The following is a 20980-nucleotide window of genomic DNA, read 5'->3' on the forward strand; positions in this document are numbered from 1 at the left end:
GCTTCAGATATCTGAAGCTCATGATTGGCGCTAACCCCGAAGTCCCTCTCCAAGATATTCCTGCCGAGGGCCAACTCGTAAAGGTGCGGGGTCGTGATTGGGTGGTTAGCAATGTATTGGAGTCCGACTTGGCGGCCCCGGGTATGCCGCTTCAGCACTTGGTTTCGCTCTCGGCAATAGATGAAGACTCGTTTGGGGAAACGCTTCGGGTCGTTTGGCAGATAGAGCCAGGGGCGCAGATTTCAACGCGTGCCGGGTTCCCTAGCATTACCGGCCACGACGATCCTGACCGCATGGAGGCGTTTATTGATGCCGTGCGGTGGGGGGCATCGGTCAACGCCGACCGCAGCTTCCTTCAATCGCCGTTTCGCAGCGGTGTTTCGATTGAGAGCTACCAACTCGATCCAGTGGTGCGCGCCATCGACATGGCTCGCGTCAATCTTCTCATCGCCGACGACGTAGGCTTGGGCAAAACCATCGAGGCAGGTTTGGTCATCCAAGAGCTGCTTGTCCGCCATCGAGCGCGCACCGTGTTTGTCGTCGTGCCGTCGTCACTACAGCTCAAGTGGCAGGCGGAAATGCAGGAAAAGTTCGGCCTCGAATTCCGCATCATCAACACAGAATACCTCGCACAGCTTCGCCGCGAACAGGGCATTCACGCCAACCCGTGGACGTCCTTCCCCCGCTTGATTGCGTCGATGGATTGGATGAAGTCAGGCGAGGCCTTGCGGCTCATAAAAGATGTTTTGCCCCCGCATCTGAGCTACCCTCGTAAGTTCGATATTCTCGTTGTCGATGAGGCGCACAACGTCGCGCCGGCGATGGCGACCCAATACGCCATTGAGAGCCAGCGCACATCGTTGATTCGCCGTATCGCCCCTCACTTCGAGCACCGTATTTTTCTCAGTGCCACTCCGCACAACGGTTATCAGGAGTCGTTTACCTCCCTGTTGGAGCTTCTTGATGATCAGCGTTTCGCCCGTTCGGCGATGCCCGAGGAAAAGCAACTTCAGCGCGTCATGGTGCGACGTTTGAAGACCGATCTTGTCGATCCCGCCGGGAATCCGATTTACCCGAAGCGGGTCATCAAAACCTTGCCGGTCTCCTACACCAAGGAGGAGAAAGATGCGCACGCCCTGCTAAAATGCTATGCGGCCAGCCGTGCTCAAACCGCTGGCGAACCCCGCTCCGCCCTCGGCAGCGCCTTCGTCTTAAACCTTCTCAAGAAGCGTCTTTTTTCCTCTCCCCGGGCCTTCGCTCTCACCTTGGCCAAACACCAAGAGAGCCTAGCTGGACGCGGCCGAAAATCAGCTGCGTCCGATCTGGATGAGCGCATCTTGCGGAAAGCCATCAGTAAGCTTGAAGAGGACACCAGCAACGATGAGCAGATCGAGGACTCGATTGCCGATGCCGTTGGCGAGGCCGGCGCCGTGGTTGCACCACTCACACCCGATCAACGCGAACTACTCGAAAAACTGTCAGCCTGGGCAAACGCGTCCAAGTCCCGCCCCGACTCCAAGGCCCAGGCCATACTTGCATGGCTCGACGAGCACATCCGCCCCGAGGGCCGTTGGGGCGATGCTCGCGTAATTCTTTTCACCGAATATCGCGCCACCCACAGTTGGCTCCACGAGATACTCACGCAGCACGGCTATGGTGCGGAGCGTCTCATGGTGTTACACGGTAGCCTTGATCCCGACGAACGCGCCAAGGTCATGGCCGCGTTTCAGGCTGCTCCTAGCGAATCCAAAGTCCGCATCCTGCTCGCCACCGATGCCGCATCTGAAGGTATCGACCTCCAGAACCACTGTAATTTCCTTATCCATGTCGAGATTCCGTGGAATCCCAACGTCATGGAGCAACGCAACGGCCGCATTGATCGTCACGGGCAAAAAAAGCCTCCCACGATTTGGCATCCGGTCGGCAGCACCTTCACCCCCGGCGTGGACTCCGCCACGACCAAGGTCGGTGAAGTGGATGGAGACCACGAATACCTCATGCGGGCCGTCATGAAGGTGGAAGCGATTCGCGAAGACTTGGGCAGCGTCGGCCCGGTGATCGCGCAGCAAATCGTTGAAGCCATGTCCGGCAAACGTGCCACCATTGATACGCGTGAGGCCGAGGTGAAAGCGGCCAAGGCTCGTCGTTTCGTTGTGGCAGAGCGGAAGCTCAACGAACGGATCGCTAAACTCCACGAGCGCCTGCTTGAGGCCCGTAACGATTTTCACCTTTCGCCGGAGCGGATTGCTCGTGCGGTTCAGGTCGCTTTGCAGATTTCCGAAAAACCTGCGCTTCGCGCGATCGCTTGGCCAGGAGCACCGACTGGCGCCGTGTTTGAAGTTCCGGCAATACCGGGATGGGAACGTGCCACCGAGGGGTTACATCATCCACACTCCGGCCACCGTCGTCCGATCACTTTCGATCACGAGGTCGCCAAGGGACGTGACGACATCGTCCTCGCTCATCTTAACCATCGGCTCGTGCAGATGTGCCTGCGCATCCTCCGTGCTGAGGTCTGGTCATCGGATAGCCGAAAGCGTTTACACCGCGTCGCCGTGCGTCGTTCGTCCGATCCTGATTTGACGACGCCCTTGGTCGTCGTCTGTTCGCGACTCCTCGTCACCGGCGGCAACCATCACCAGCTCCACGAGGAGCTTACTTTGGCAGGAGGTGAACTTCGCCCCGATGGTTTCTCGCGTGTTGCCCAAGTGGGGCGTCTCGAAACTTGGCTGGAGAATGCGATCCCGTGCGAACCGTCCGCTGCCATTCTCACTGGCCTGAAGGCCCAATTTGATCGTGATGTGGATTCGATCACCTCGGCCAACGATGCCCGTGCTCGTGAACGCCTGCGTTTCTTGGAAAATACACTCGCTCGGCGTAAGGAAAGCGACGTCGCCGACATCACCGGCCTGCTTCAAGAGCTGGAAAAAACGCTCCGTCACGAGTTGGAGCCCACCAAAGTTAAACAGTTGGAGCTTTCGCTAGGCCTTGAAAACGAGCGGCTCCAACTGCGGCGGGATGTTGCGGCACTCCAAGCGCGCCTTGATCGTATCCCTCAAGAACGGATCGACGAAATTGCCGCCCTTGAGCGCCGCTACTCGGCCTTGGCGCACCGAACCTTTCCCGTCGCCGTTACCTTCATTCTCCCGGCCAAATGAGCGCATCCCAACACATCACCTGGCTCAACTTGGTGGAGAAGACCGGCCCATTCCTTGCCGTGTCTGTGCTCGACGAGGCCTTTCCCCAAGGGCTCGAAAAGGTGGAGACCCGCCGCCGTCAGAGGGTGCGAAGCGCGTATGATGAATGGCGCGATGCGGTGGACGCTGAAGACGCCGAACTTGCCGCCTTACACCGCGAGTGGGTGCGCCTCATTCTGGAGGAGTTGCTGGAATATGATGCGGCGATGCTCAGGGCCGACGACCAGCTCCCCGCGACCTTGGTTTATCGCGAGCCCATGTGCGGCGTTGAGGTGCGTCCTACTTTTGCCGCAACCACGGGCGACACGGCACGGCTGTTGATCGCGATCTACTCTCCGGATTGTGACCTCACCGCGCCGCTGCCGGGCGACGCTTGGATCACCGCATCTCCCATTGAGCGCATGACGCAGCTTTGCCGGGCGACCGGAGTTCGTCTCGGCTTGGTCACCAACGGTGAGCGCTGGTCGGTTGTGAGCGTGCCGAGCGAGGGCAGCTCAAGCGTGGCAACTTGGTTCGCCCGCATTTGGCAGCAGGAGCCGGTTACCTTGCAGGCCTTTGTTTCCCTGCTCGGGGTTCGCCGCTGTTTCGGCCCTGCGGCAGGCACGCTGGAAACGCTTCTAGCAAATTCTCTCAACGACCAGAACGAGATTACCGACACCCTCGGTGAACAGGTGCGCAGGGCGGTAGAAGTCTTGGTGCAGGCGCTCGACAAAGCCGACGCCGCCCAAAATCGCACTTTGTTGACCGGCGTGACGCCTCCCCAGCTATATGAGGCCGGGGTAACGGTGATGATGAGGTTGGTCGTGCTGTTGTGTGCTGAACAGCGCGGGCTGCTTCTGTTGGGCGTCGATACTTACGATCAATACTACGCCGCCACCACGCTTCGGGTGGGTTTAGAAAAAGAGAAGAAAGACCTCACCGACGACGTGCAGGAGCGTCGTCACGATGCCTGGGCGCGCTTGCTCGCCTTGTGTCGCGGTGTGTTCGGCGGCATTGAGCACGCCACGCTTAGACTTCCGCCCTTGGGTGGCACTCTATTTGATCCAGATCGTTTTCCCTTCCTTGAGGGACGGGCAGCGGGAAGCACTTGGAGGGAAACGCCCGCAGTGCCACTACCCATTGATAACCGAACCGTTCTCACGCTTCTGAACGCGTTGCAGGTTTTAGAGCAAACGGCAGGGGCTCAGTTCCTTTCGTATGAAGCGCTTGATGTTGAGCAAATCGGCCATGTTTATGAAGGTCTCTTGGAGCGCACGGTCAGGCGAGTTCCCGAGGTAACGGTGGGGCTCGTCGGCTCTGCGAAGGCATATAATCCAAACATCACCTTGCGCGAATTGGAGGAAAAGGCCGAAGAGGGTCGGGACTTACTGTTAATTTTTTTACAGGAAACAACAGGGCGTTCAGAATCCGGCTTACGGAAGGCGCTAGACAGATCGGCGGACGAGGCAGTCCGACACCGGCTGGCTATGGCATGTGGAACGAGGACCAAATTGGTGCCCAAGCTCCTTCCGTTCGCCAACCTAATCCGAGAGGACACCGCAAAACGCCTGCTCATCTATGACGAGGGCTCGTATATCGTCACCTTGGGTGACAGTCGCCGGGACACTGGCACACACTATACCCCCAAGTCGCTCACTGAACCCATTGTTCAGAATACGCTCGAACCTCTTGTATATATAGGCCCAGTGGAAGAAACACCGCGCGAGAAGTGGAAACTGAAGTCAGCACCCGACCTGCTAAGCCTAAAAGTCTGCGACATGGCAATGGGGTCGGCAGCTTTTCTTGTGCAGGCATGCCGATGGCTGGCTGATCGCGTAATGGAGGCGTGGGATGCGGCGGAAAAGGCAGGCAGTCGAGTTTCGATAGATGGGAAAGTGTTGGATCAAGCGGGCAAGGACGAACCGCTTCCCATCATCAAGGGCGAGCGCGTGCTAATCGCCCGCCGGCTTGTGGCCAGCAGGTGTCTCTACGGCGTGGACAAGAACCCGATGGCTGTCGAGCTGGCTAAGGTGAGTTTGTGGCTCGTAACCATGCAGAAAGGAAAGCCATTCAGTTTCCTCGACCACTCTTTCAAATGCGGCGATTCGCTGCTCGGCGTCACCGACTTGCTACAGATTGAAAACTTCAGCTTACGTCCTAAAACTCGGCAGGTCACTTTTGCATCCGCCAATTTACTCCCCTTCATTAAGCTCGCAGAAACGAAGCGCTGTGAACTTGAGAACCTTCCCTCCAATGACTACGCACAGATAAAAATTAAGAATCTCCTCCACGGAGAAGCTGAGGCTGCCATCGCTAAGGTTAAGATGATCGCTGATTGCCTCATTGGCTTAGAGTTGCGTTGCCTCGATGGCAACGCTTACGAAGAAGCTCGCGAATACGAGGTGGAGCAAGTTCACGCAGCCTTACATGCATCTGCGCCGGCCATTTACGCACAAGCGAAATCACACGAACGCAGTTCATTTCATTGGCCAGTGGAGTTTCCGGAAGTGTTCTCTCGTGGCGGATTCGATGCGTTTCTCGGGAACCCACCGTATATGCACGGACGTCGCATCTCCAGCCGTATTTCGGATGAATACCTCGCTTACTTGTCCACTTATCATACACAGATAAACTCCAGCTCTGATCTAGCGGTATATTTTATATTACGAGGGTATAAGCTGGTTAAAAATGGTGGTGCAGTAGGTTTGATCACGACACAAGGCGTGGCCACCGGCGACTCTCGGGAGTCCGGATTGGCCTGGATTACCTCAAACGGAGGAAGCGTTTATTGGGCTACACCAGACTACCTCTGGCCCGGTGCGGCGGCGGTTCGTGTCTGCTCATTTTCAATATTGAAGCAGGTATCTTTGCTGTTCGGAACATTTGGATCTAAACGAGTCGATAAGATAAACAGTTACTTGACCGAAGCTACCTCTGACTTATTGGCACCGTTTTCCTTATTAAAAAACAAAGACATCTCCGCTACAGGCACATACGTCTATGGCCGCGGCTTCGTCCTTTCGCCCGAACAAAGACAGCACTTCATAGAGGCCGACCCTCGCAACACTGAATTCATTTTTAGATTCCTAAGAGGACAGGACATAAATCAGGACCCTGAGCACAGAGCCTCGGCCTTTGTTATTAACTTCGGTGAAATGCCCGAGAGTGAAGCAAGAAAACGGCCGCTTATATTCGATCACTTACGGCGCTACGTGGAGCCGGAACGAGCAAAACAAACCAAGCAAGTTCACGAGGAGTGTTTTTGGAAGCACTGGGATAAGAGGCCTGAACTTTACAGTAGATTGAAGCCTCTGCGGCGGTGCATGGTGCATGCTTTCACCTCTAAACATGTCGTCTTCGCCTTTGTCCCTACTGAACAAATTATAGCTACACCGCATGTCGTGTTTCCAACTGAATCAATGGGTTTTTTCGCAAACTGCCAAAGCAGTCTGCATATTGAATGGGTGTTGAGGTTTTCATCAAAAATGAAAAGCGATGTTAGGTATACGCCTTCCGATTGCGTGCAGACATTCCCGTTTCTTGGAGATGCGGAGAGTTTGGCTATGATGGGTCAGAGCTATTACGATTATCGCCGCGAGTTCATGATAGCAAAGAATGAAGGGCTAACCAAAACTTACAACCGATTCCACAATATAGCGGAGCAGTCGGCGGACATCACTCGTTTGCGTGTGTTGCACATGGAGCTAGATCAGGCCGTGGCTGCCGCCTACGGCTGGCAAGATTTGAACCTAGGCCACGGCTTCCACCTCACCAAGCAAGGCGAACGCTACACACTCAGCGAGCCCGCCCGCCGCACCGTCCTTGATCGCCTCCTAGCCCTCAACCACCAGCGCTACGACGAGGAAGTGAAAGCTGGCTTACATGATAAGAAGACCGGGAAGAAGAAGTCCGCCACCTCGGCATCAAGGAAATTGGACGCGACAATTGAGCAGGGGCAGGGAGAACTTTTATAAATTAGTCCGTTAGTAAACACTCAGCATACAACTCCAGCACCATGAGTAAGGAATATAAAATCAACATCGACCCTCGCATTCTTGAGCTCTTGGGGCCAAATCTCTACACGAATATTTACTACGTCCTCGCAGAGTTGATTGCGAATGCCTACGACGCGGATGCCAAGAACGTCTATGTCATAGCTAATAAGGACGACATCAGAGTCGAGGACGATGGACGCGGCATGTCCTATAAGAAAGGCGATGTAACTAAGTATCTGGATGTCGCTGCTGAGTCACGAACGACGGAAAAGGATGCCCTCACCAAATCGCTCAAGCGCCGAAAGATGGGTCGAAAGGGCGTCGGCAAGTTGGCTGCTCTTTCCGTTTCTCAAGACGTAGATGTCATGACCATTTCCGGGGGCGACAAGTCTGGCTTCGTGCTGTCGCGGAGAATCGAAAAGGGTAATAAACTCCGCCCAATTCCAGAAGGTGACATCAAGTTCGAGCGTATCAAGACGCACGGGACTGCCATTGTGATGAAGTCGCCGCAATACCGACTCCACAACTCTCTAACCGCGGTGAAACGCAATCTACTGAAGATCTTTCCCTTGGTCGGGAAGGACTTCAAAATTCACATCATCCGAGGCAAGGAGGCAGAGGTAATTGAGGACTTCGACCGCAATATCATGAAGGAGCTGGTTACGCTCATCACACTCGGTGCTTCATACTCTTCGCTGTCTACTTTAGTGCCGAAGACCTTCCCCAAACGGCAAAAAGAATTGGTAGCCGTTTACGGGACAAAAACGATTCCTTTGCAGATGAAGGACAAGAAGGGCATCGAACACGAATACTCCCTCGAAATCAATGGTTGGATAGGCACCTATCAGACCACAAAAGGCCGCAAAGCCGAAATGACCGATTTTCCGGACAATTTCATCTCGTTGTTCGCAAACGGCAAAATGGGCGAGTTCAACCTCCTTCCTGTAGTCGGCCAAAACAAACTGAACGAAGTTTATGTCGTCGGTCAGCTTCACGTCGATCTGTTCGAACTCACGGAATTGCCCGACATGGCTTTAAGTAACAGGCAGGGTTACAAGTCGGATGACCCACGCTACCTTGCGCTTCTCGACTACGTCAGGCGCGATCTACTGGCGGACATCCTTAGGCGCCGGGACACCTTCACGGATCTCAGAAACGTAGAGAAGAAGTTAATTAAGCAAGGGAAGCAAAAGGAGGACGAGGAAAGGTTGAAGAAAGCATTCAATGTTTTTGGAAGCAAAGCGAGTAAGGCGGCTGCAAAAACTCTCGCCGACCAAGGTATCGACGTGCCGATGGACGTGATCGAACAAATCGTGCTCAGCTCAATCAACAAAAACACCCCCAACTTAGGATTGAAGAGCATTGTCGATTCCCAGAAAAAAAGAATTCTGATCAGCCAAACGTATCCTGATAAAGCGTTCGCAGATGTTCTATATCAGATGCTGATATTTAACAACGTCCCTGCCGATGATATCCTTTACACAAACTGTGACGATGAAGTCTGCCGAGTCCCTGAGGGACGAAAAGTTTACGAATACCTAAAGGAGTTTTTCGTCGAGAGTTACTCGAATCAAAAAATTTTCGTTCTCTTCGTCACTAGTGACAACACAAAGGTTTCGTGGGGTGCGATCACGGAGGTAGGTGCGGCCTGGATCACGCAGATCGACCATAAGATTTTCAACATACATCCTTTCCGGCCAGAGCACCCACTGGACGACGAAGCGCAGTGGCAATCGACCAATCGTGACGCACCGCCAATGAAAGACCTTTGGATGATCCCGCTCAATGCGGACATTTTCTGTCAGAAAATCGAAGCCGTATGTGATGCGCTTGGTTATAAGAAAAAGCCGCGCGCGCAAAACAAGAGTCATCTCGGAACACTCGTGACTATCAAAACGAGTTAAACTCAACCATGTCTGACATCATCGAACAGAATGCTTGGTTGATCACCGCCGATCCGGATCTTAGCACGACTATCGAACACCATCGGTCCAGGTTAGTTCCGGGGATCAAGGTGGGGGATGGAGTCGCCATCATTAATCAATCGTCGGCCGAAGTGATGGCTTTCGCGCGCATCTACAGAGTCCGGAGTTCGGTGGATGCGACAACCTTGTATTATGATTGCTTCGTTCGGCATTCGGCGAGTGCTAGCCTAACATCGTTGGGTTTGCCTACGCCTACTTCGATGATACAGCGGATCGACTGGCCGACGTATGAGGCGGCTTTCGCGAAATCCACCGGAAGTTCAGTCACCGACATAAAGCCGATCAGCGGGGAATCTTTGGCGGAGCAGGCCCATCTGCGCCGTCTTCTTCAATTCTCTGTCATGGATGATCTCCTTGGGCCTGCGAATGGTCCCGATGAAGAGGTTATCGGAATGAGTGTTCGCGACCGCTACCTTGTCGGTAAACTGGCCCCGAAAGAGTATGTGCAAGAAGAGGGAAAGCCGTCTCTCGAAAGCGAGGAGGCGGACGCGGTCAAAGACCTCACCCCGAAAGCAAACGACGATCATATTTCCAACGAAAAAAAGAGCACATCTCGTCTTTCGGCCAAGGGGGAAGACGAGGACAACGAGACCGATCGTCTGGAAAATCAATCGCTGGTGCCTTCGTCGATTGGCTTCACGTTTTGTTTGGATGGCGACGCGACTGAAATCGAACTGGAAGCCCGGTGGGGACGTTATCATCGAGGAGAAAGCGCCAAGGAAACCAGCCCTGATACCGGCAAACCTTTGCGTGCCTGGAAACGCACGCCCAGCGGCAACACGATACCGTTTCCCCTGGTAGAAGGCCCGATTAAGCCGTTCGCCATAGATCCCGCGTGCCCGGAAGTAATCATCAAAGGAATCGTCCGCCCGGTATCAGCCAAGGGGGATCGCCTGATCACGCTCTTCCTGATTAACAATCAAGAGAAGCCGGAGGAAGCTCAGGACTCGGCATGGCTATTTCAGCCAGAGGTAATCGTTCGCGGAATTAAGGGTGCTACGGTATTCCGCCGCCGTCCCGTCCTTGAGGCTCAAGATACCGATGACTTGGAGACAAGAGAGCGGATTGCGCTGGAAATGGTTTACCGCAAGCGCGTCGAATTCGCCGTCGGGCACGGTATCGCGGTGCACGCCACGACTGCGGCTGATTCCGAGAAAGCCCGCGAGATTCGCACCGTGGTCATGCCGACCCATGAGTTGCCGGTCACCGAGACACCGGGCACCGACCCGCATGACCGGCCAGCCATGCGAAAGCTCGTCGAAGAAGGCACCTTCGACATGGAGCAACTCGCGGCCCTCGACCGTCCGGCCTTGGTTGCGGCGCTCAAGATCCTCACCGAGGATTATGCCGCTTGGATTGGCGAACAGACCTCACGAATCCCCGGCGAGTTCTCCGCCTACATGAATGCTGCCGAGGAGGCGATGGGGCGCTGCGATAAGGTCTTGGCCCGGCTTCGCGAGGGGATAACCGCGATAGAAACCAACGATCACGCGTTGGCGGCGTTTCGTTTCGCCAACCTCGCAATGGCACGGCAGCGCGTGCGGAGTATCTATTCACTCAAGCGCCGCCGCAAAGAAACTACCACGGTCGCCGAAGAAAACATCCCCAAGAACCGCTCATGGCGTCCGTTCCAGTTGGCCTTTGTCCTTCTCTCCATTCCGGCACTATCCGACCCCAAGCACCACGATCGCACCGAGCCGCTCATGGCTGCCGCCGATCTACTCTGGTTCCCAACCGGTGGCGGTAAAACGGAAGCCTACCTTGGTGTGGCCGCTTTCACGATGGCCATTCGTCGCCTTCAGACAGGTCTCGGCGGCTACGACTCATCGCGAGGTCTCTCCGTCATCATGCGCTACACACTGCGCCTGCTGACAATTCAGCAATTCCAACGCGCCACCACTCTCCTTTGCGCCATGGAAACATTGCGCAAAGCCGACGTAGGCAAGTGGGGAGCGACTCCGTTTACTCTCGGCCTTTGGGTCGGTAACAAAGTCAGCCCCGGCACGACTGAACGGGCACATGCCGTCATTGAGTCGGAGCGCGACGGAACACGCGGTGGGTCGGATACCCCCGCTCAATTGACGTTCTGCCCTTGGTGTGGCTCGGATATTGTTCCAGGTCGGGATATTTCCGTGGATCGCGACTGCCTGCGCACGACGCTGTATTGCGGTGATAAAACCGCTGACTGTGACTTCGCCAAAAAAGACGGCTCGGACGGTCTTCCGGTCGTGGTCGTTGACGAGGAGATTTATCGACGCCCGCCGTCCATGCTCATCGGCACCGTCGATAAATTTGCCATGATGGCATGGCGCGGCGAAACCCGGACTCTCTTCGGTCGCGCAGAGCATGAGTGTGAACGCCACGGCCTCCTATGGCCCGGCTGCGACTGCAATCAGGGGCATAAGAAAAAGGGGGCGTTGAAGGCCGTAAAAGTTCAGCCCGTGTCGCCTATTCGCCCCCCCGACCTGATCATCCAGGACGAGTTTCACCTTATCAGCGGGCCGCTCGGCACCATGGTCGGCCTTTACGAAACCACCGTGGACGAAATGTCGGCGTGGCCGCTGGACGGAAAAACGATTCGTCCCAAAATCATCGCCTCGACCGCGACGGTGCGAAAAGCACAGGAGCAGGTGCATCACGTCTTCATGCGCAACGTGTCCGTGTTCCCGCCGCACGGCTTGGACATTGAGGATAATTTCTTTTCGGTGCAGCGGCCCGTCACCGAGAAGCCGGGGCGCCTCTATCTCGGCATCTGCTCGCCGGGCAGTTCACGCCCTGCGGTTTTGATCCGCCTTTACGTCGCCCTCCTCACCGGCGCACAAAAGCTCTACAACGATTTCGGGAAAGCCGCCGATCCCTACATGACCTTGGTCGGCTACTTCAATTCACTCCGCGAGCTGGGTGGCATGAGGCGTCTTGCGGAAGACGACGTGCAAACCCGTGCTTTCCGCGTCCTCATGGGCCGGGTCAACCGCCCCGGTCTCGCGCAACGCAGCGTCAAGGTTGTCGAGGAACTCACTTCCCGTGTTTCCAGCAAAGAAATACCAAAGAAATTGGATCAGCTGGAAACGAAATTCAAACCGACATGGGCCAAGGGCGAAGCGCGCGCCATTGATATCGTTCTTGCGACCAACATGCTTTCGGTCGGCGTTGACGTAAACCGTCTCGGTCTCATGGCGGTGAACGGCCAGCCGAAGAGCACCGCCGAATACATTCAGGCTACCAGCCGCGTCGGTCGTTCTTACCTTGGCCTTGTTTGCTCTGTCCTAACTTGGTCACGGCCGCGCGATCTCTCGCACTACGAGACCTTCGAGCATTACCACGCGACTTTCTACAAGCACGTCGAAGCCCAGTCAGTCACGCCGTTTGCGGCTCGTGCGCTAGATCGAGGACTCACGGGCGCATACGTCAGCTTGTTGCGGCTCACAAATACGGCCCTCAATCCTAACCTCGGTGCAATGGCCCTCACAGCGACCGCGCATCCTGACGCCCAGCGGATGAAGGATGCGTTCGCCAATCGAGCATGGAAAGTTCGCGATGAAGCCTCCGCCAAAACAACCACGTCAAGCATGGTGGCCCAACGTCTCGATCACTGGGTAAAAGAAGCCAACAAACCGGGCCGAAGACTTGGCTATGAAACCGAAAACGGCCAAGGGGACATTGTCGCGCTGATGAAAAAGCCCGGCCTGCATCGCTGGGACATCGTAACCGCTCCCATGTCTCTTCGCGAAGTGGAGCCGGGAGTTCGTCTCATCATGGATACTGCAACGCTGGAAGACGGCCCTGCGTGGCAGATTCCCGTAAAGGATAAACCCGAGGATAACGACAATGAGTAACCACCTTCCCGTCGGCTCGGTTCGGCCGAGTCAATTGCTCTGGACTTACGGCCCCGGTGCCTTGGTCGATTTACCCAATCTGTCGGTCTTAACGATGGGGCTAGATCGCTGGGATCAGCTTCGCTGTGCGCCGATTGATGAAGAGCGATTGCTTGAGGCCGTGCGCAAGCAACTCGGTCAGCAGGTAGAAAGGTTGCGTGTGCCTCCGGTCAGCGAAACCGAGGGTGTCGATAAATTCAGCCCCGAGGCCAAGATCGGCGTGCCAGTTCGGCCATTCCCTCGATGGCTCCGCTGCGTGAAATGCGGCACTTTGGCCGAGTTCGATTCCGGTCTGTTTGATATAAAAGAAAACCCATATCGCCCCGAGGATACACGGTTTGTTCACAAGACTTGTCCCCACGGCCATAACGCTGATGCAGTGCCGGCCCGTTTCCTTTTGGCGTGCCGCGAGGGTCACCTGGATGACTTTCCGTGGCGCTATTACGTCCACGAAGGCCCGTCTGACTGCAAAGGCACCCTCAGCTTTTTCGAGCAGGGCGCTTCCCTCCAAACCGAGAACCTCTGGGTAAAATGCGACTGCGGAAAGTCCCGATCTCTCGTCCATGCGTTCGGAAAAGAGGGCACGAAGAATCTTCCCGTGTGTCGCGGTCGCCACCCGCACCTCAACCATTACGACGATTGCTGCAAAGAGCAGCCGCGGGCGGTGCTCCTTGGCTCAACCAACAGTTGGTTCTCGATGAGCATATCGGTTCTTTCGATTCCAAGCACGGGCAACGCACTGGAACAGTTGGTCAATGATGGATGGGCCTATTTCGAGGATGTCACGAGCGTGGCCGAAGTTCAATTTACGCTCAAAACGCTCATCAAGGGATCTAACTTGCCGGGTATCGAAGCCTACACGCCCGAGGCGGTATGGGAGCAGATAGTCGCCAAGCGAGACGGCAAAAAAACGGCTCCCCCTCAAGAAACCGATATCAAACGTCCCGAGTGGAAAGTCCTGACCGATCCCAAGGCCCCCAATAACTGGCCGCACTTCATGACCAGCAAGGCGGGGGTGCCGACAGCGTATGCTTCGAAGATTCAAGACGTGCTTCTCTTGGATAGGCTCAAGGAGGTAAACGCGCTCATCGGCTTCACCCGTGTCGAGGCACCCGAGGAATCCGACGACCCGAACGACCGGCCTCCCATGGCCGCGCTTTGCCGAGGAAAACCGACCTGGATTCCCGCTTTCGAAGTTCACGGCGAAGGCATTTTCATTCGTTTCCGTGAGGACGCGATTTGTGCGTGGATGGGCCAAAAAGCCATCACACAAAGAGACATGATGCTACTCGGCGGGCACGTCGGCTGGCGTCACGCTCGTCAACTCGACGCGGGCAAGGGATACCCCGGCGTTCGCTACGCGATGCTCCACACCTTTTCACACCTCCTCATTCGTGAGCTGGCGCTGGAATGTGGATACAACACGGCGAGCATACGTGAGCGTATCTATTCGGATGGCGATCCGGCTGACCCAATGGCCGGCATCCTCCTCTACACTGCCGCCGCCGATTCAGACGGCACGCTTGGCGGTCTGGTTGAACTAGGGAAGCCAGAGAATCTGGGTCGACTGATAACGCAGGCGCTGCGTCGCGCGGCGATTTGCTCTTCCGATCCGCTGTGCTCTGAACACGACGCCCGAAACGACCGGAGTTTACACGGCGCATCCTGCCACGGCTGTTCCTTTGTTGCGGAAACGTCATGCGAAAAGGGCAACCGATATCTTGATCGTGCGTTGGTCACCGGAACATTCGAGAACACCGACGCCGCGTTCTTCGACGCCCCTCCGCTATCCGATGAGTGATCTTTGGCACACTATTGCTGAACTGTGCCTAGAGCTACATCCCGACCGCGTAAATGCCATCGCTACGGGCATCGGCGGAATCAGTTCGGTGGATCGCTTGCGGGGAACGCGCGACCGCTTCGGGCCAAGCGCGGGCAAAGCGTTATTCGAAAAGCTGGACGCCGCTTGGCAAAAGTCGGCCGGGGTTTCGCCCGCCGAAGTGTCCGCAGCGTTCAAAAGCGCATCGGCAGCAGCCGCGCTCAAAGGGGCACAAGGCTCAATTGAATTGGTTTGGTCGGGGCCATCGACCGGAGTGGTTCCCGTTCGCCAAACGGAGGAGGTGCTTTGCGAGGTCATTGAGGGTGCCCACGTCAGTCTCTTCATCGTGAGCTATGTGGCCTACAAACTCGATCGAGTGCTCCGGTGCCTTGATGCGGCGCTCAGTCGAGGCGTGAAGATTGAAATCTTGATGGAGTGCTCGGTGGATAACGGTGGAAAGCTAGCCTTTGACGCAATGGCCCCGCTTATTCGGCGCTTACCCGACGCGGTGTTTTATACATGGCAACAACCCTCGGATGCGGCGCACCACGAGCTGGGTTCAGTTCATGCCAAGTGCGCTATCGCTGACGGCAACCTGGCTTTTATCACTAGCGCCAATCTCACGGCCGCCGCCATGGACCGAAACATGGAAATGGGACTCTTGGTCAAGGGAGGGCACGTCCCGGCACAGATGCAGGAACATTTTGAAATACTGATCGATAACAAGACCATTGAGCGGTTCTGAAGCGCAATGGACCACTTGGAACTAAGTGCACGTTCGCGATTGATGGCTAAGGTTCGGCATCGAGACACGAAACCGGAGCTGATTCTAAGAAGTGCCCTGCATCGACTCGGGTATCGATACCGCGTCAACCAGCGGAGACTACCGGGTTCTCCCGATCTTGTTTTTGCCGGACGGCGTGCGGTGATTTTCGTGCACGGGTGCTTCTGGCACGATCACAGTGGATGTAAGTTCGCAACGAAGCCGAAGTCGCAAGTTGAGTTCTGGAGCGAAAAATTTAGAGCAAACAAAGAGCGAGATCAAAGAAACTACGCGGCACTCAAAGCAGACGGTTGGAAAACGCTAGTTGTTTGGGAGTGTTCTTTAAAGGGTGTCAATCTGAGCAAAACGATAGAGCAAACGGAAGAGTGGTTAATTCGGCCAACCACTTATCGAGAGCTACCGTAACTCGGGATGCCTTCACATGCTTGTCCGCACGTCCGAGCCTTACTCGTCGAGGTTTCCTTCCGATGGAGGATTTTTGTTCTTCCGACGTGTCATGATGATCTTGTGCTCTGCGAATGTATGGTAGTTCCGTTTGTTCTTTGATTGATTGAGCGAACCAAAAGGCGTGCGGTCGATCATGTCGGTCAGGGTCTCCACGATGGTTTCGAAGGACTCCAGTCCGGCCTTATAAGGGGCAAATTTAAGGGTGTTTTCGATGACCGACCACACCGCCTTGGGATTGAAAGGGCGATCGTCTCCCATTTCGGTGAGACCTTTCAGTCTCCAATCGGTGTATTTCTTTACTAAGTAGCGAACGTAGCTTCGGTGCGGAGGGCTTGCCCCGATCGTGCCTATACCCGGTTTTTCGGCGGGCGGTTTCACTCCGTGATAATGGACATTCATGTTCTTGGCTGCATGTCCATTGTTCACTCCGTCGACTATTGGAGCTTCGCGCTGAGCTTTTTTGCGCTTTGGATTATCAAGATGAGGATGAAGTCCCTGCACTAGCAGCCGCTTCCAGAATTCAACCATGTCCCGACTAATCAACTGCCGATCGGCGTCCCCATGGCATGTCTTGCAGAGCATAATCAAGTTGCCCTCTACGGTGTTGTTTCGGTTCCCATCGATGTGGTGCGCATCCAAGTGACCAATGCCATCCTTGCCGCAATCAGGATTAGGGCATGTGGAACGTGCTTCATCGATGAGCTTCGTCCGTAATCTCGCACTGGGGTTGACGCGTCGCGCTGATGGAGAGCGTTTCTTTTTCGATATGGTGATCTCCTGTGCCTGCGCCAAAAGAAGCCCTACATCTGATGCAGCTAGGTCTGCAATTTCAAGCTCGGTTCGCTGTCCCATTCCGTTGATGAGGGTGTAGGTTGCTACTCTCTTGGATTTATTTCGCGCAAGCCACGAAGATAGTATCCCGGCTGCGCGAGCGGTAGATTGTCCAGGCTCCACTCTCAATGTGAGCATACCGTCCATTTCCTTTCCTTGTTTTCCAAGGACTACAGAGGTGAATTGAGTTCCTGCTAAGGTAAAGTCAGCAGCAATCTCTTCTCGAAGATCTAAAGGAGCGATAATGAGCATCGCAGTATATATGGTGTAAGTAGGGACTTGGACGAAGGCTGCGAAGCTCAATCGGAGTCGGTTTCACATTTTATTTCCCGTTCGGCTGTAATCGTTCGGCAAAGCGATTGAGGTGATGATTTACCTTTCTTGACGGTGATCACTTATACCCGGTATCTTATACCTATGCCTAATGTCATTTCAAAGGACCGGAGATCCGTGACGTTCTTGGAGAGCCGCAAGGTGATCGAGTGGATGGAGGAGATGGCGCGTGCTCGGAAAACCGATCTGTCGGTGATCCTGCGGGAGGCGACTTCGGCGTATTATCTCCAGCACGAGGCTGTCTCGACTGAACCCACTTTGACTGCGCTGCGGTCGGCAACCAAAGCAGCGCAGCGTGCCAAGACCACGCGTGAAATTAAGTCAGGGACGATATCCCCTGCCGATGCGCAGGAGCGGAATGCACCTATCCGCCAGCCTGTTCGCGTGCTTGATCTGTGGCCATCCATCCGCCGGCACGTTCGCGAGAAGTCTGCCTAAGTTTTCTCTATGGCTCGCACGCAACTTCGCCCGGTAGAGGATTTCGACTCCATCTTTCGGGCTATCAGCAAACAGAAGGAGCTGGTGATTCTGGTGGGCGGTCACGCCGTAAATGTGTGGGCGTTGAGCTACCATGATCGACTGGGCGACCTGCTGGCACCGCTCCGTCCCTTTACGAGTGGAGACATGGACGTGTATGCCACGCGCCATGCGCTCATGCAGCTGCACGAGGATCTCGGAGGTAAATTGCTACTGAGTGGGCCGAGGGAAATCACCGACGGGACTTTGATCATCGGCGTGGAGCCGGACACTCGTGAGTTGGACGTTTTGCGAAGCGTCAACGGACTGCCCAAGCTCGATGCCCAGAGTGCCATTCCGTTGGAGGTATGCGGGCACGCGGTGCCGGTGTTGTTCCCCCATCTTCTCCTTCAGGCCAAGCTGGAGAATGCGCTGCGCTTGGATCAGCGGTATCGGCAGGACATCAAGCACGTTAAAATCATGGCGTTGGTGCTGCGCGAATTCCTTCAACAGGTCGTCACCACCACCACTGCGGAGAACGAGAAATACGCTCTCCAGTTGTTGCAAAAGGTGCTCGCGATTTTGATTTCGGACAACGCGCGTGAGTTCACGCGCCTCCACAAGGTCTCCTTCGACACAATCATGCCGGTCGAGTTGATCAGCGGGTCACCACTCCGAAAATTAGCCAACTTTGGTCAGAAGGAATTGCCGCGTGCGCTGGCTGTTTCGGCGTCTCAAAAAACAACGCCTAAGCGGAGTCGTTAAGGTTTGGGCTTGGTGGATGGAGGCATACCCTGTGCGGCTGCTCATTTTTACAGTCACTTGGGAGTAAGCTTTTTGAGGTCTATGGCTGAGTTTTTCCCTGACGGAAAGATGGGTGTATTTTTCCGTCAGGAAGTGGGCGTGAGTTATGGCTGTATCTCAGGCGTGGGCCTCGTGTTGGTTCGGCTGAGCTTGTTCTGAATCTCCAGTCGCCCGCCACCCTGCGGGTGTCGAGCGGCGGACGCCAAACCCCAAGCTCAGCCGAACCACCACTCAACCCACGCCTGCCAAGACTACCACTCTCCATCGCCATCTCCGTCATCGGCGGCATTTTCGCCATCGGTCTCCTGACCCTGATCATCTTCAGCGCCTCCATCATCGGCACGTATAATACGCAGAAGAGTAACGGCCTTTTGATCGAGGCCAAGGAGGACGCGAACCGCGTGAGCCTCTCGACCCTGAAGTCGAAGTTCAACGAACTCGGTCAGATCACCGACGCCCAGTTCGACCAGCTGACCAAGCTCTTCGTCAACTACGCCGAGGCCCGCACATCGGACAATGCCGGCGCCGTGCTCAACTTCGTGAAGGAGACCGTGCCCAACGTGGACCAGTCCACCTTCAAGGAGTTGATGCAGATCGTGTCTTCCACCCGGGACAGCTTCGCCGAGCGCCAGCGCGAACTGGTCGATCTGGTGCGCGTCTACAACACGCCGCTGGAGACATTCCCGTCCAACTTCGTCCTGAAGTTCTTCGGCTTTGAAAAGAAGAAGGCCCTGATCGTGATCACGAGCGACACGAAACGCGCCTTCGAGACCGGCATCGACGAGCCGGCGACCTTGTTCCAAAAGAACCCGACACCAATCGGCCCGGTGGAGAAGAAGTAACATGGGCTTCACCGGCTTCTACTTAATGGCGTTGTTGCCGATCGTCATCGGCTTCGGGCTCTGGCTCCTGAACCACCGGATCGCCCTATGGGAGTGGCTGCTCACGGGCGTCCTCGCATTCATCGTCGCCGGCTGCTTCCACGCGGGAGCGATCAGCGGCATGACGGACGACCAGGAGGTGTGGAGCGGGCAGGTCCTCTCCACGCACTACCGCCCCGAATGGCGTGAGCGCTACAAGGAGGCGGTCTATCGGACCGAGATCTACTACACCGGCACGGGCAAGAACCGGCAGTCTCACACCCGGCGAGTCTTCAGCCACTACGAGACCCGACACAGGACACACCCCGACGAGTGGACAGTGAACACGACCTTGTTCTCCACGGAGGTGAGTCAGTCCAAATACGAACAGATCCGGCGCGAACTGGGCGCACGGACCAAGGCCGCCCCTGGCCGGCGCACAACCGGGTCGATGAGTTCGACGATGGTCAGCGGCGACCCGAACGACTACGACACGGGCAACACGTCGGGCGCGATCATCCCAGTGGCGAAGAACGTCTCGTTCGAAAATCGCGTGAAGGCGAGCCCATCGACCTTCAGCTACCGGCAGCTCACGCCCGAGGAGTCGGCGAAGCTCTACGACTACCCCTACATCGGCGACGCATGGTCCACCGGCCGCAACCTGAGCGGCACGCTCAGCACAAGAAAGTGGGACGAGTTGAATGCCCGGTTAGGTCCGACGAAGCACGTCAACCTGATCGTCGTGCGGCTGAAGACGCCCGAGGAGGCCCGTGCCCTCGAAGCGAAGTGGATCGGCGGAAAGAAGAACGACCTTGTTCTGACCTACGGCGAGAGCTGGAGCTACGTCTTCGGCTGGACCGAGAGCACGCTGGCGAAGACGAAGCTGGAGTCGCTGCTGCGCTACCACTACCCGCTGGACGACCGGTTCATTCCCGAGGTCGAGAAGGTGATCGTCGCCCACTACAAGATGGTGGACTGGCACAAGTTTGACTACCTCGACCTGAAGCCCCGGACCGCGCACTACTGGTGGCTGGCGCTGACCATGTTCCTCACGCAGGCCGGGGCGATGACGTGGGCGTTTATGAATGGAGAGAACAGGGTCAGGCGTATGCGGCCAATAACGTATCCGAAATATAATTACGCATCGTAGTAATTCTGCCAAGCGCCCGGCTGAATAAATTTTAGGCTTGGGCTCGTGTTCTGAGGGTCGTCCAGCTCCGGCCGAATTCGGTGCAGTAGAGCATGAACAGGGTCGCTCCACCCGTCATGCTTGCCAACTCATAGAGCGCAGTCGCTGAGCCCGGTGCGGCGGTGGGAGGAGGGCTAAAGAAGGTTATGCCAAGCATGACGACCGTGATGAGCAGGTATGCGATTTTCGCCCACGGACGAAGCATGAAGAGCCCGATGATCACCACGAGTGCCGAGATGGAGAGTCCGAATCCAAACAGGCCGTCTGCGGTGCTATACTCTTCATTGGTCCTTTCGTTGTAGTGGAGTAGTTCTTCGGGGAGTTGTCCGTCGGTAAAAATGGCGATGCCTACGCCTAAAACACCGAATGCGATTTGAGCGCTCAGCAGAATTCGAAAAAGGCTGATTTCAGATTTCATGGGGGAGA

Annotated in this window: 13 protein-coding genes; 11 read left to right on the plus strand and 2 right to left on the minus strand. The window is 55.8% G+C overall.

Annotated elements, in window-relative coordinates:
* Positions 1–20 precede the first annotated feature (20 nt).
* The 7 genes from drmD to FPL22_RS18175 are packed head-to-tail and all read left to right on the plus strand — an operon-like array spanning position 21 to position 16039.
* The gene (drmD, locus tag FPL22_RS11560; protein ID WP_144230512.1) at positions 21–3158 is read left to right on the plus strand and encodes a DISARM system SNF2-like helicase DrmD; all 3138 of its coding nucleotides are present in this window, start codon (positions 21–23) and stop codon (positions 3156–3158) included.
* Complete coding sequence (locus tag FPL22_RS11565) at positions 3155–7150, plus strand: Eco57I restriction-modification methylase domain-containing protein (RefSeq protein ID WP_144230513.1); 3996 nt, start codon at positions 3155–3157, stop codon at positions 7148–7150. Before drmD ends, FPL22_RS11565 begins: the two co-directional genes overlap by 4 nt.
* Before the next feature lie 41 nt (positions 7151–7191).
* Complete coding sequence (locus tag FPL22_RS11570) at positions 7192–9075, plus strand: ATP-binding protein (RefSeq protein WP_144230514.1); 1884 nt, start codon at positions 7192–7194, stop codon at positions 9073–9075.
* Positions 9076–9083: 8 nt separating this feature from the next.
* Complete coding sequence (gene drmA / locus FPL22_RS11575; protein ID WP_144230516.1) at positions 9084–12992, plus strand: DISARM system helicase DrmA; 3909 nt, start codon at positions 9084–9086, stop codon at positions 12990–12992.
* Complete coding sequence (gene drmB, locus FPL22_RS11580) at positions 12985–14832, plus strand: DUF1998 domain-containing protein (RefSeq protein ID WP_144230518.1); 1848 nt, start codon at positions 12985–12987, stop codon at positions 14830–14832. The genes drmA and drmB overlap by 8 nt, the downstream gene beginning before the upstream one ends.
* Complete coding sequence (gene drmC, locus FPL22_RS11585) at positions 14825–15595, plus strand: DISARM system phospholipase D-like protein DrmC (RefSeq protein WP_144230520.1); 771 nt, start codon at positions 14825–14827, stop codon at positions 15593–15595. Before drmB ends, drmC begins: the two co-directional genes overlap by 8 nt.
* Positions 15596–15601: 6 nt before the next feature.
* Positions 15602–16039: a very short patch repair endonuclease gene (locus tag FPL22_RS18175; RefSeq protein WP_144230522.1), complete on the plus strand. Its 438-nt coding sequence runs from the start codon at positions 15602–15604 to the stop codon at positions 16037–16039.
* Between the two features lie 39 nt (positions 16040–16078).
* Here FPL22_RS18175 and FPL22_RS11595 read toward each other — a convergent pair whose 3' ends face one another.
* Positions 16079–17164, minus strand: a complete 1086-nt coding sequence (locus tag FPL22_RS11595) for an HNH endonuclease signature motif containing protein (RefSeq protein ID WP_144230523.1) — start codon at positions 17162–17164, stop codon at positions 16079–16081.
* Positions 17165–17329: 165 nt separating this feature from the next.
* Here FPL22_RS11595 and FPL22_RS11600 point away from each other — a divergent pair, with 165 nt between their 5' ends.
* The 4 genes from FPL22_RS11600 (at position 17330) to FPL22_RS11615 (ending at position 20515) form a co-directional block, all read left to right on the plus strand.
* The gene (locus FPL22_RS11600) at positions 17330–17683 is read left to right on the plus strand and encodes a TraV family lipoprotein (protein ID WP_144230524.1); all 354 of its coding nucleotides are present in this window, start codon (positions 17330–17332) and stop codon (positions 17681–17683) included.
* A gap of 9 nt (positions 17684–17692) precedes the next feature.
* Positions 17693–18466: a hypothetical protein gene (locus FPL22_RS11605; RefSeq protein WP_144230525.1), complete on the plus strand. Its 774-nt coding sequence runs from the start codon at positions 17693–17695 to the stop codon at positions 18464–18466.
* Positions 18467–18690: 224 nt separating this feature from the next.
* Entirely contained in the window at positions 18691–19347 is a 657-nt protein-coding gene (locus tag FPL22_RS11610; protein ID WP_162525282.1) for a LemA family protein, read from the plus strand.
* Between the two features lies 1 nt (position 19348).
* The gene (locus FPL22_RS11615; RefSeq protein WP_144230528.1) at positions 19349–20515 is read left to right on the plus strand and encodes a hypothetical protein; all 1167 of its coding nucleotides are present in this window, start codon (positions 19349–19351) and stop codon (positions 20513–20515) included.
* Between the two features lie 31 nt (positions 20516–20546).
* Here FPL22_RS11615 and FPL22_RS11620 read toward each other — a convergent pair whose 3' ends face one another.
* Positions 20547–20972, minus strand: a complete 426-nt coding sequence (locus FPL22_RS11620; RefSeq protein ID WP_144230530.1) for a hypothetical protein — start codon at positions 20970–20972, stop codon at positions 20547–20549.
* Between the last annotated feature and the right edge of the window lie 8 nt (positions 20973–20980).

The sequence above is a fragment of the Rariglobus hedericola genome, from assembly GCF_007559335.1.
Taxonomy (GTDB): domain Bacteria; phylum Verrucomicrobiota; class Verrucomicrobiia; order Opitutales; family Opitutaceae; genus Rariglobus; species Rariglobus hedericola.